This window comes from Actinomadura sp. 6N118 (assembly GCF_044326415.1).
GTDB lineage: Bacteria > Actinomycetota > Actinomycetes > Streptosporangiales > Streptosporangiaceae > Spirillospora.
Window position 1 is genome coordinate 587,549 of the sequence record NZ_JBIRAZ010000004.1, and the last position, 12,373, is coordinate 599,921.

The 12,373-nt window shown below is 69.2% G+C and carries 10 protein-coding genes and 1 rRNA gene; 5 read left to right on the forward strand and 6 right to left on the reverse strand.

The window, feature by feature from the left end; translation table 11 throughout:
- Positions 1-157 precede the first annotated feature (157 nt).
- Entirely contained in the window at positions 158-943 is a 786-nt protein-coding gene (locus ACH34W_RS13505; RefSeq protein ID WP_395961154.1) for a helix-turn-helix domain-containing protein, read from the forward strand.
- Positions 944-1,140: 197 nt separating this feature from the next.
- The gene (locus ACH34W_RS13510; protein ID WP_395961155.1) at positions 1,141-2,313 is read left to right on the forward strand and encodes a 4-hydroxybenzoate 3-monooxygenase; all 1,173 of its coding nucleotides are present in this window, start codon (positions 1,141-1,143) and stop codon (positions 2,311-2,313) included.
- A 366-nt stretch (positions 2,314-2,679) separates the two neighbouring features.
- Here ACH34W_RS13510 and ACH34W_RS13515 read toward each other — a convergent pair whose 3' ends face one another.
- Entirely contained in the window at positions 2,680-3,693 is a 1,014-nt protein-coding gene (locus ACH34W_RS13515; protein WP_395961192.1) for an HAD-IIA family hydrolase, read from the reverse strand.
- A 41-nt stretch (positions 3,694-3,734) separates the two neighbouring features.
- Complete coding sequence (locus tag ACH34W_RS13520; protein ID WP_395961156.1) at positions 3,735-4,172, reverse strand: tetratricopeptide repeat protein; 438 nt, start codon at positions 4,170-4,172, stop codon at positions 3,735-3,737.
- 75 nt (positions 4,173-4,247) lie between these two features.
- On the opposite strand from ACH34W_RS13520, the gene ACH34W_RS13525 reads away from it, so the two are divergent.
- A complete protein-coding gene (locus ACH34W_RS13525) occupies positions 4,248-5,558 on the forward strand; it encodes a DUF1015 family protein (RefSeq protein WP_395961157.1) in 1,311 nt (436 codons plus the stop codon).
- A 412-nt stretch (positions 5,559-5,970) separates the two neighbouring features.
- On the opposite strand, the gene ACH34W_RS13530 is transcribed toward ACH34W_RS13525, so the two are convergent.
- Positions 5,971-6,357: a single-stranded DNA-binding protein gene (locus ACH34W_RS13530; RefSeq protein ID WP_395961158.1), complete on the reverse strand. Its 387-nt coding sequence runs from the start codon at positions 6,355-6,357 to the stop codon at positions 5,971-5,973.
- Positions 6,358-6,482: 125 nt separating this feature from the next.
- Between ACH34W_RS13530 and ACH34W_RS13535 the strand changes: the two genes are divergently transcribed.
- On the forward strand, positions 6,483-7,421 hold the full coding sequence (locus tag ACH34W_RS13535) for an MBL fold metallo-hydrolase (RefSeq protein ID WP_395961159.1): 939 nt from the start codon (positions 6,483-6,485) through the stop codon (positions 7,419-7,421).
- A 187-nt stretch (positions 7,422-7,608) separates the two neighbouring features.
- On the opposite strand, the gene ACH34W_RS13540 is transcribed toward ACH34W_RS13535, so the two are convergent.
- Positions 7,609-8,778, reverse strand: a complete 1,170-nt coding sequence (locus ACH34W_RS13540) for an alkaline phosphatase PhoX (protein ID WP_395961160.1) — start codon at positions 8,776-8,778, stop codon at positions 7,609-7,611.
- A 565-nt stretch (positions 8,779-9,343) separates the two neighbouring features.
- Positions 9,344-10,351: a hypothetical protein gene (locus ACH34W_RS13545; protein WP_395961193.1), complete on the reverse strand. Its 1,008-nt coding sequence runs from the start codon at positions 10,349-10,351 to the stop codon at positions 9,344-9,346.
- Between the two features lie 6 nt (positions 10,352-10,357).
- Here ACH34W_RS13545 and ACH34W_RS13550 point away from each other — a divergent pair, with 6 nt between their 5' ends.
- On the forward strand, positions 10,358-12,223 hold the full coding sequence (locus ACH34W_RS13550) for a hypothetical protein (protein ID WP_395961161.1): 1,866 nt from the start codon (positions 10,358-10,360) through the stop codon (positions 12,221-12,223).
- Positions 12,224-12,248: 25 nt separating this feature from the next.
- On the opposite strand, the gene rrf is transcribed toward ACH34W_RS13550, so the two are convergent.
- Positions 12,249-12,365 (reverse strand): 5S ribosomal RNA (rrf, locus tag ACH34W_RS13555).
- Between the last annotated feature and the right edge of the window lie 8 nt (positions 12,366-12,373).

Here is a 12,373-nt window from a genome sequence, read left to right on the forward strand (position 1 = left end):
ACTGCTGAGTCGCTGCCGGGACCTCGTGTCGCGTTCTTGCCACCCCACAGCGGTTGCGCGGGCCGAGCGGGAGCCGCTTTCTGCCGGCTGACGCAATGCTCATGCGCCCACTGTCTACTCCAGCATGACCGCCAGGCCACCGGTAAACTGACGCCTGATGCCGAAAGACCGCCAACCTTCGACAGCGCCCGCACAACCCGAAGAAGCGACGCTGCAAGGGGCAGCGTGGCTACCGCACGGTTACCAGCTCGATCCGCACTCACACCCCCAGGGGCAGATCGTGTACGCCGCTGCCGGCGCGCTGGCCACCGCGACGGAGCGCGGTACCTGGGTTGCCCCGGCCAACCGTGTCACGTGGACACCGCCACACTCCGCCCACTCCCACCGCTTCTACGGCCAGACCGACGTCCGTCTCCTCGCCGTCCCGCTCGACCTGTGCGAGCAGCTCGTGGACCATCCAAGCGTCTTCGCGGTGAGCCCCCTCCTGCGCGAGGCACTCCTTGCATTCACCGACCGGCCGGAGAGGGGGCCCGGTGCGCACAGGAGACTGCTCACCGTGATCGTGGATGAGCTCGCCGACGCCGCCGAACAGTCCTTGCATCTACCCGAAGCCAGTGATGACCGGCTGCGTTCCGCTACCAATCTGCTACATGAGGATCCTGCCCGGCCCGCCACCCTGGCGGAGCTGGGGCGGATGGTGGGGGCCAGCGAGCGCACCCTGAGCCGCCTGTTCCATGCCGAACTGAGCATGAGCTTCCACCGCTGGCGCACCACGCTGCGCATCCACCACGCCCTGGCGCACCTCGCCGACGGCATGTCCGTCACCGAGACCGCGGTGGCGTGTGGCTGGTCCAACCCCTCCAGTTTCATCGACGCCTTCACCGAGGTCGTCGGCCAGACACCCGGCCGTTATCAGGCGGGCCTACGCAACGACAGCAAGTAGCCGAACCCGCTTCCTGTGCTCGAGAAGCACCTCAGTGCCGCGCGCCCAAGAGGTGGCGGCTTTTCGGCATCTGATGTCCATTCACCGGTGGTGCGCTGACTGGGCCGGGTTCCAGAGTGGTGGCTGTACGCCGCACCACCGGGCGGCCCCGTCCGGCGTGATCGACCACCGCTTTGAGCACGGAGGCTCGCACACACATGACCGAGATACGCGAAAACACGACCGTCGTCATCGTCGGGGCCGGCGTCGCCGGCCTGACGCTCGGCAACTTCCTGCTGCGCAACGGCATCGACTGCATCGTGCTGGAAAAGCATCCACGCGCCTATGTCGAGCAGCGTCAGCGCGCCGGGACCATCGACACCTTCGGGGTGCGGATGTTCCGGGAGTGGGGCCTGGAGGAGGTCCTGGCCGGCGACCCCATTCCGCACAGCGAGGGCGGCTTCTACATCGACGGCGAAGCGATGCCGATCGACGTGGACGACGACAACGACGAAAGCCTCTACTGTCCCCAGCAGGTCCTCGTGCGCAACCTCACGGACGTCTTCCTGCGCGACGGCGGAGACCTCCGATACGAAGCCGCCGACGCCACCCTCGAGGACGTCACCGGCGAGCGCCCCCTCGTCCGTTACCAGGACACCAACGGCTCGGCAAAGACCATCGACTGCGACTTCATCGCTGGCTGCGACGGCTTTCACGGAGCGAGCCGCCGCACCATCCCCGCCACTGCACTGACCGAGTACTCCCACGAGTACGGATACTCCTGGCTCAGCGTGTTGGCCGCGGTGCCGACGAATCCGTCCGGCATGGCAATCCACGAACTGGGCCTGGCCGGCATGATCCCCCGGGGCCCGGAGGCCAGCCGCATCTACCTGCAGTGCTCGATCGACGACACCCCTGAGCAGTGGCCGGACGAGCGGATCTGGCGCGAACTGGAGGCTCGCTTCAGCTGCCCCGTGTCGACCGGCAAGATCGTCACCAAGCAGATCGTGCCGCTGCGCAGCGTGGTGTTCGACCCGATGAGCTACGGCAAGCTGTTCCTCCTCGGCGACGCGGCTCACATCGTTCCGCCGATGAGCGCCAAGGGCATCCACCTCGCCCTCCACGACGCCGAGGTCTTCGCCCACGCCGTCATCCGCCAGGTCAAGGAAGGCGATTCCGGCCTCCTCGACAGCTACTCCGAGACCTGCTTGCCGCACATCTGGAACTACCAGGCGTTCGCGACCTGGATCACCGACACCATGCACAACGCCGGCTTCACCGGCTACGAAGGCGAGTTCCGCAAGCAAGTCGCCCGCGCCGAACTGCAGCGCCAGTTCACCTCGGACGCGGCGAACAAGCTGTTCAGTGAACTCATCGCCGGAACCAACTAGCCACACTCCAGCAGTCGCGCATCCAGCTGGATCAAGCTGCGTCGTGCTCGCCCAGCCCCGCAGCGTTCAGGCAGCGCCGACCTGGCCAACACCACCCCGTTGCGGTTCCTGGCCGCCGGTTACGCCTGCCCGCACACGGTGCAGCGGCCGGGCCGGGCCCGGCTGGCCGCTTTGCCTACCCGCACTCCCGCGGCGCCTGGAGCGAGGCCGGGCAGAAGAGCTGCTCGCAGCCGCAACTGCCACGCTAGCGCCCGGGGGTGGCGAGCGCGGCGGGCATAGGTGGGCCATCGGCATGGCCGCGGCGCGGCTCGGGTGCAGCACCTCTTGACGGCAGCCCTTGGCAGGGCCCTTGGCGGTCGAGGGTGGTTAGCGGGTTGGGCCTAGGTCTAGGTCGTTCAGGGCGGGCGTGACTGCTTCTGGAGGGGTGGGGGCGTCTGTGCGCCATGCGGCGGCGGCTAGGGCGCGGAGGCCGTCGTAGGGATCGCCATCGCCGGTGAGGGTGATGTGGTCGTCGTCCCATCGTGCAGTCCAGCCGACGCAGTGGTAGCCGTTGTCGTCCGTACGTATGGCGGGGTGGGGGACGAGCAGGCCGGTCAGGTCGGGGGCCAGGTAGGTCGGGCGGTGGTGGGGTTCGGCGGTGAGGGCGGTGAGTGGGTCGGTCACGCCGGTGAAGACGAGCAGGCTGTTGGCGTCTCCGTTGTGGGCGCCCTCGATGTCGGTGTCCAGGCGGTCGCCGATGACGAGGGGGCGCTGGGCGCTGGTGCGGATGATGGATTCGTGGTGTAGCGGTCGCTCGGGCTTGCCCGTGACGATCGGGTCGACGCCTGTAGCGGTACGGATGACCTGTAGCAGGGAGCCATTGCCGGGCTTGGGAGGGCCGCTGACGCCCGGGATCGTGAAGTCGCCGTTGGAGCCCAGGAAGAGAGCCCCCTCGCTGACGGCCTTGGCGCCTTCGGCGATGAGCCCGTAGGAGAGGTTGGGGTCGTAGCCCTGGACGACGGCGGCGGGCCGTTCGGACGCCGTGGAGACGGGCCGCAGCCCGCGGGCGTAGAGCGCCTGGCGCAACCCCATGCCGCCGACCACAAGGACCTTGGACCCGGCGGGCAGGCGTTCGGCCAGGAGGCGGGCGGCGGCCTGGGCCGAGGTCACGACGTCCTCGGCGGTGGCGGGCACCCCCAGCCGGGTTAGGAGCGCCGCTACCGCGCTCGGCGTACGGGAGGCGTTGTTGGTGACGAACGCGAGCCGCTGACCTGCCGCGCGTGCCTTGGCGAGGGACTCGGCGGCGGCCGGCACCGGATGGTGCCCCACGTAGACGACGCCGTCGAGGTCGAGCAGAGCGACGTCGTACGCCTCGCTCAACGGCCGGTCGCTGCCCTTCATCGTGCCCCTTTCGCCGCTCATGCCCTGATCGTACGGGGAGGTCATTTGCGGGCGGCCAAGGTGGCCCGTACGTGCCGCAGCGCCTTGGAATAGTCCTTGTTGTCGGGCCGCATCGCGACCGCCAGGGCCAGGTGCTCGACCGCCGCCTCGAACTCGCCCATCCGGCTCAGCGACAACCCCAGCCCGAACAGCGCGTAGTCCTCGGCCGGGTCGGCTTCGACGATCCACCGGAAGCTGGCCGCCGCCTCGTCGAACAGCCGCGCCCCGTACTGCGCCCGGGCGAGCGCCTCCCGGACGCTGCGGGAGGTCGGCTCGGCCTCGGCCGCCCGGGCCAGCAACTGGACGGCGGCAGCAGAGCTGCCGGATCTGAGGAGCTCGAGGCCCCGCGTATACCACTCGTAGACCCCGCCGTCGGGTGCGGCGGGCCTTGGATTCTCGCCCGGGGAATCCTCCGATCGTCCCCGCCCTTGAACACTCATGTGGACCTCCCCTTCGACCCTCACGACGGTACCCGGGCGCGGCGCGGGTCCCCGCCCCTGGTTAGCATTCCCAGAGTGAACGGCGATCTCCCTTCCGGGCTGGATCCCGAAGCGTTCAGCGCTTGGATCTTCGGCGCCCCCGGCCCGGCCGCGGACGCCGGGCTGGAGTTGGCTCCGTTCCGGGGTGTGCGCTTCGCGCCCGAGGTCGTCGGGGATCTGGCCACCGTGACCTCGCCGCCGTACGACCTGATCGACGAGAAGGCCGTCGCCCGGCTGATGGCCAGCGACGGGCACAACATCGTCCGCCTGATCCTTCCGCCCAGCGCGGAGGAGGGCGCGGCGACCCTCCAGCGCTGGCTCGCTGGCGGCGCGCTGATCGTCGACCCCGAACCAGCCCTGTACGTCTACGAGGCGGCCTCGGATGACGTCCCCATACAGCGCGGCCTCATCGGTGCCCTGGGCCTCCGCTCCGAAGGCGACGGGGCCGTCCTCCCGCACGAGAACGTCTATCCGGGCCCGGTCCGCAATCGCCTGGACTTGATGACGGCCACCCACGCCAACCCCGAGCCGATCTTCCTCGTCTACGAAGGCGACGGTGACGCCGCGGAGATCATCGACGAGATCACCGGCACGCCCTCGCTCATGGAGTTCCGGTCCGACGACGGCCTGGTCCACCGGCTGTGGCGCGCCGCCGACCCCGCCCACCATGCCCGCGTGGCGGCGGACCTCGGCCCCCGCCAGGCGCTGATCGCCGACGGGCATCACCGGTACGCCACGTACCGGGCACTGCAGGCTCGCCACCACACGGCCGGTGACGGCCACGGCCCCTGGGACTACGGACTCGCCCTCCTGGTCGACTCGACCCGCTATCCCCCGCACCTGGGCGCGATACACCGCGTGCTCCCCGGCTTCCCGCCCGGCACGGCCGTGGCACGCGCCGCCAGGATCTTCCAGGTCACCGACCTTCCTGACCTCCCAGCCGCTCTGGAGGCGCTCGCTGCCGCTGAGGGTCCCGCGTTCGTCCTCGGGGGCGCCGGATTCCACCTCCTCACCGCCCCGGACCCGGTCCGCCTGCTCGACGCGATGCCCCCCGGCCGTTCGGAACGCTGGCGGCGCCTGGACACCGCCGTCCTGGACACCCTCCTCATCTACGGCGTCTGGGATCTCCCCGAGAACGAGCGCAGCGTCGAAGTCGTCCACGACGACCCCGCCGCAGCGATCGAGCGGGCCCGCCGGACGGGCGGCACCGCCGTCATCCTCAACCCGCTCAAGGTCGAGGACGTCCTGGCCGTGGCGGGGCAGGGTGAACGAGTCCCGCGCAAATCCACCTCGTTCGGCCCCAAGCCCCGCACCGGCCTCGTCCTCCGCCTCCTGGACCGCAATTAAAGCCCAGCGAACTAGCCAAGGCACCACCAACTCCAGGGCGGCCCCGTCACCTTCGGCTCGGGCCGTGCCCACCTCCCGGCTCAGGCTAGGTGCACGCTTCCACCTGGGTGGTCCCGCCATGCTCTCGCCTCTACTGGATGGTCCGCGCTGCCGCCTGGGTGGTCCCGCCTCCATCTGGTGGTCCCGCCTCCACCTGGGTGATCGCGCCTCTACTGGGGTGGTCCGCGCCTCCAGCTGGGTGGTCCCGCCTCCACCTGGTGGTCCCGCCTCCACCTGGGTGATCGCGCCTCCAGCTGGGTGGTCCGGCCTCCAGCTGGGTGGTTTCGCCTCCAGTTGGGTGGTGGCGCCTCTGAGCGGCGCCTCTGAGCGGCGCCTCTGAGCGGCGCCTCTGATTGGAGGTGCTGGCTTGGGGCTAGGGGATGCCGCCTCCGGTTAGGGATGTGGCGGCTTCGGCTGGGGTGGAGGCGACTGGAGCGGGGGACACAGCTACGAGGGTGGCTTCGTAGACTTCCACTTCGTAGCGGCCTATGCCGAGCTCGTCCGGACGCCAGAAACGGCGGCGGAGGGAGCCGTGGACCTCGATGAGGTCGCCGGTCCGCCAGGTTGGGGTCTGGTCGATCACGGCCGGCTCGTACGTGGCGCAGGCCAGCGCGTCGACCACGCGGCGGCCGGGGCTTTTGCGGGGACGGTCCACGATCAGGCGCCAGGCCACGACGAGGCCGCTCGGTAAGGCGCGGCGGACGGGGTCCTCGGCGAGCTTGCCGAGCAGGGTCACATCGTTGACATGTGGGCAGGTCACGAATTACTCCTCTCCGCTACCGCGCGGTCGCGGTCTGGAGTCCAGGCTGGACCACGAGGCATCACGGACGGAAGACCAGGCCGGAACTGTGGATAACCAGAGCACGACGGAGCGATGATCTACCAATGGACACCGAGACCACGGTCACGCCGCTCGGCGGTGACGTCTACGAGATCGACACGCGTATGGCGGGGTACGCCGGCATCACCGCCGGATACCTGATCCTTTCTGACCGGCCATGCCTGGTGGAGCCGGGCACGGCGGGATCCGCACCCGTGGTGCAGCGGGCGCTGACGGAACTGGGCGTGGGACCGGCGGATCTGGCGAGCGTGGTCGTGACGCACATCCACCTCGACCACGCGGGCGGGGTCGGCGACATCGCCGAGATGTACCCGCAGGCCGAGGTGGTCGTACACGAGAAGGGCGCGCGGCATCTGGCTGGTCCTGAACGCCTGATGCGCAGCGCACGCATGGTGTACGGGGACGCCCTCGACACCCTCTTCGGCGAACTCAAGCCGACGGAGGCGGCAAGGATCCGCGCCGTGCAGGACACCGGCGCGATCGACCTGGGCGGAGGGCGTCGCCTTGAGTCGTACTACTCCCCCGGCCACGCCAAGCACCATGTGGGGCTGATGGACTCGCAGACCGGTGACCTGTACGTGGGTGACGCGGCGGGGATCTACGTTCCGGAGACCGCGGACGTCCGGCCCGCGACCCCGCCGCCGGACTTCGACCTTGAGACGGCGCTGCAGTCGCTCGCCAAGTTCCAGTCCCTGCAGCCTCAACGGCTGCTGTTCGCGCACTACGGCCCGGTGTCGGAGGTGGCCGACACGCTTGACCGGTCGGCTGAGGAACTGCGGGTCTGGGTGGACGCCGTGAAGGACGCCCGGAACGAGGGACTGGACCTGGACCACGCGGCCGCAATGGTGCAGGAACGTACCAAGGACCGCTACCGCATGACCAAGGAGATCACGGATCCCGAGGTCATCGAGAAGTACGAAATCCTCAACGGCACGGTGAGCAACGTCGCGGGCATCATGCACGCCCTGGACCGCCACGCCTGACCGCCCGCGGTGTCCAATGTCGGCGCGGTGTCCTATGTCGGCGCGCAGTGTCCGCTGACCGCATGCAGTGTCCGCTGATCGCACGCAGTGTCCAAGGCCCACGCGCGCAGGCTCCGAGGCAGCGGACGGCCGGTCAAATGGCGCAATGCGCCGTTCGCCAATCGGCGAGCCGCAGCAGAGGTCTCTGTCAGCGGCGGAAGGGGCCGGTCACCTCGAACGTATAGCCGTCCGTACCGGCGACGAAGCCGCTCTTGCCGCGCTGTGACGAGAAGTAGAGGCGGGTGCCGTCCGGAGAGAACGCAGGGCCGGTGATCTCGGACTCGTCATGGCCGAGGATGCGCAGGAACGGAGTCACCACGTCGTCGGGCGTGATGAGGTTGATCTCCATGTTGTCGCCGTCCTCGGCGATGTAGAGGTCACCCGAGACCGCGCTGGTGATGTTGTCGACGCCGCGCAGCGGGGCGGCCCCGCCGGTCACGAGGTCGTCGTCGTACGCCAGGTCGAGCCGTTCGTTGACTGCGTCGTACGCCCAGACGCGGTTGTCGCCCTTCGTGGTGAAGTAGCAGATCCCGCCCGCGTAGTGGCAGCCCTCGCCGCCGTCGAAACGCATGGCGCCCGCGACCTGGTCTCGGGTGGGGGTGAGCCAGATCTCGGGATTCGGCACCCGTGCCCAGCGCACAGTGCCGACGCCCGTACCGACCAGCACCTCGAGGGTGCCGCTGGAAAGGTCGCCCCATGTCGTCGGCCGGAACCGGTAGAAACAGCCGTTCCCCTGGTCCTCTGTGAGGTACACGACCTTCCGCACAGGGTCGCTGGCCGCAGCTTCGTGCTTGAAGCGCCCCATGGCCGGACGTGACTTCGCCGACTTCTGCCCGAACGGGTCGGTCTCGTACACCAGGCCGTAGTCGTGCTCCTCACACGACAGCCAGGTGTTCCAGGGAGTCGCGCCGCCAGCGCAGTTCAGAGTTGTGCCGTTCAAGATGCGGTACGCAGAGATGATCTTTCCTGACGCATCAAAACGTACGGCTGAAGCGCCGCCCACCAGGGGCACCTCGGAATTGCTCACATAGATCCACCCGTCGCCGTCGCGGTAACAGGCACCGCCGTCCGGCGCCGCGTGCCAGGTATGCCGCGTCCCCTCGACGCGCTGCAACGACCGCGCCACAATCCGGCTGCTGAATCCCGCCGGCAACTGGACCCCGTTGCCGTCCGCCGCCAGCAAAGGACCGTATGGGCCGGGCCCGGGCTGTGCCGGCCCGGCGAACGCCTGCTGCCACAAAGCACCCGCGAAGGCGGTCGTGCCGCCGGCGACGGCGGTGGCGCGCAAGAACGTACGACGATTCAGGGCGATGGGCATGACGCTCCTCACAGGCTCCACACGACCGATGGAGTCCATAACCACCAGATGACTCCGATGGCCCCCGAACGACACGATCATGCGAATATCCGGTGAAATGCCGCACCCGTCAAGGCCCCGGCAACAAACCCCGCAATACGGTCGGCAACCTCTCTTCGACGGCCGTCGACCCAATCGGCCAATGAGCGAGCTCAAATCCACTGGAGAACGCGGCCAACGGGTGACAAATGCACGAGGAGACACCACTGACCGGCACCAGAGCTCCGCTCTCCACCGCCGACGGGCCGTACCCCGGACAGCACCGGAGGAGCACCCGTTAACTCCGCCAGTGAACGCGGCCAACTAGCACCGCACCACCGATCTAAGCCACTGGCGGACACAGCTGACCGGCAACGGAACCCGAGGTCTTCGCCTGGAGGCACGGTCGACCGCGACCCTAAGCTGATCAACGCGAACGACCGATGCCGGGGCAGCTACCTACCCCAACGGCAAGCAAAGCCGACCGGCGCCAGAGCCACGATCCATCTCGCGGACGTACACGGCCGGCCGGCAACGGAATTCCTGGCTACTCCGCTGGTGGGCGTGGCTCCTGCCCTGGGTCGTCGGTTGTCTTGGGTTCGAGGAAGACCACTGAAGGCTCCGGCGCCTCTTCGTTCGGCTCCGTGCCCTCACCGGGGGCCTCGGCGTCCTCAGCGGGTTGGAACGCGATGGCCGTCGGGTCCGCGATCTCTGGCACTCCGATCTCAACGGCATCGGGCGTCGGCGCCTCGGGCTCTTCAACAGAGGGCTCCTCACCCTCGGAAGACCCCTCCGCTTCCAAAGGCGCTTCTTCCGAAGGAACCTCATCTTCTGAGCCCGCCAACTCCGGCGCATCAGGCTCCGGAAGGGTGACGACGTCTTCGGCCTCCGCCAGTTCGGCGTCGCCGATCAGTTCCTCGTCGTCCTCGGCGTCGCCGATCAGTTCTTCATCGTCCTCGGCGTCGCCGATCAGTTCCTCGTCGTCCTCGGTGTCGAAGATGTCGAGGCCTTCGATCTCGGCGTAGCGTTCGGCCGCGTCGGTCTCGTCGTCGCGGTCAGCGGCGGCGGCCCTGGCGAACCAGTCACTCGCCTCCTCCGTACGATCGGCTTCGGCGAGCGCGTCGGCGTATGCGTAGAACAGCCGCGCCGACCACGGGCGCAGGCGGCGGTCCTTGAGCTCGGGGATCTGCAGCGTGACCACGGCGGCTTCAGGCTGCCCCAGGTCGCGGCGGGCCCCGGACTCAACGATGCGCAACTCGATGCGTCCCGCCTGGTCCAGTTTCTTGGCGTCCGGGGACTTGACCAGGTCAAGCGCCCGCTCGGGTCGTCCAAGGCCGCGTTCGCAGTCGGCCATCACCGGCAGGTAGGCGTCATCGCCGGTGCTCAGGCGGCGCGCCGCGCGCAGCTCCGCCAGGGCCTCCGCCCATTCGCCCGCGCGGTACGCGGCCAGCCCGGCCGCTTCCCGTACGAGCCCGACACGCGAAGCCAGCCGCCGCGCTTCCCGGGCATGCTTGTAGGCCGCCTCGGGATCCTCCTCGGCCAGCCTTCCGGCCATCACGAGGTGACGGGCGACCCGTCCAGCGAGGTCCTTCGGCAGCGTACGCAGCTCAACTCGCGCGTCCGCGTCCAGCTCCTCGCCGGTGACGTCCTCAGGCAGGGCAGGAATGTCGTGCGGAGGGGCCTGCCCCTCACGGTCGCGCTGAGCCCCACGTTCGCGCGGCGGCCCGTACGACCGACCGTCATCCTCACGAGGACGGCGCGGGCCACGGTCGCGGTCACCGAAGGGCTTACCCCGGCCTCCGCCACCGCCACGCGGCCTGTCACGGTCGCCGAACGCCTTACCCGGACGCGAGCCACGCCGGTCGTCTCGATCACCGTATGGACGCGAGCCACCCCCACGGGGCTTGTCACGGTCCCCGTACGGCTTCGGTCCGCGCCGGTCATCCCGGTCCCCGTAGGGCCGTCCCTGCCTTGCGCCGCCCCGGTCATCACGCTCTGGGCGAGAGCCACCGGTCTTATCCCGGTCCTTGAACGGTCGGCCACGCCGGTCGTCTCGATCGCCGTACGGCTTGCCCGGCCGGGAGCCACCACGATCGTCATAAGACCTAGGACCGCGCTTATCATCGCGATCACCGTAGGATCCGGGGCCGCGCTTGTCGTCGCGGTCGCCATAGCCCCCAGGGCCGCGCCTGTCGCGGTCACCGTAGGACCTGGGCCCGCGCTTGTCGTCGCGGTCACCGTAGGACTTAGGCCCGCGCTTGTCGTCGCGGTCACCGTAGGACTTAGGCCCGCGCTTGTCGTCGCGGTCACCGTAGGACTTAGGCCCGCGCTTGTCATCGCGGTCACCGTAAGGCCTCGGGCCACGCTTATCGTCGCGGTCGCCATAGCCCCCAGGGCCGCGCCTGTCGCGGTCACTGTAGGACCTGGGGCCACGCTTATCGTCACGGTCACCGTAGGGCTTACTCGGCCGGGAGCCACCGCGATCGTCATAGGACCTGGGACCGCGCTTTTCGTCGCGATCACCGTAGGACTTGGGACCGCGCTTGTCATCGCGGTCGCCATAGCCCCCGGGGCCGCGCCTGTCGCGGTCACCGTAGGACTTGGAACCGCGTCTATCGTCGCGGTCGCCATAGGAGCCGGGACCACGCCGGTCGTCGCGATCACCGTAGGACTTAGGCCCGCGCTTGTCGTCGCGATCGCCATAGGGCCTGGGGCCGCGCTTGTCGTCACGGTCGCCGTACGGACGGGACCCGCCACTACGCGGCTTGTCGCGATCACCGAATGGCTTACCGCGGTCGCCGGGACGCCTGTCGTCGAAGCGACGTTCGCCCCCACGCTGACCGGAGTCCCGATCCTTCCGGAACCCACCGGACCGCTGCTCTCCATCGCGGCCACGCCGTGGCCCACGGAAATCCCGGTCCTTCGGTCGCCCCTGGAAGCCGCCCTCGCCTCGCGGGCCGCGCGGAGCCTCTCCCCGGCGTTCTTCACCGCCAGAGCGAGTGTCATCAGTGCGCTTGAACGGACGGCCTGGTCGCTGGCCTCGGTCATCACGCTGACCGCCGGACTTTGCGGGACGCCCCTTCCAGCCACTGCTGGAGGACGAACGGTCCCGAGGGGCGCCGGCACCGCCGCCGTCCCGCTCTCCCGACGGCCGATGACCACCGGGGCGACCCGAGCCCTGAGCACCACCCCGAGGCACGCCGCCGCGTGGTCCGCCGCCCTTGCGGGGACCCTGTCCGCCGGATGCGCCGCGGGGTTTGCCCCCCCGATGGGCAGGCTTGCCACGACCCCCGTCGTCGCCCCGCCGATCGTCCTTGCGGCCGTCCTCTTCCGCGCTCATCACGTCCGTCACTGTTCTCGATTGCTTCATGGACCTGAACCCCATTTTGACAGGTCCAAGACATGCGTCGAGGGCCGCCCCGGGTAACCGGGGCGACCCTCGACCAAAAAGTGTCCGGCGGTGTCCTACTCTCCCACACAGTCTCCCGTGCAGTACCATCGGCGCTGAAGGGCTTAACTTCCGGGTTCGGGATGGGACCGGGTGTTTCCCCTTCGCCATAACCACCGAACGACCAAC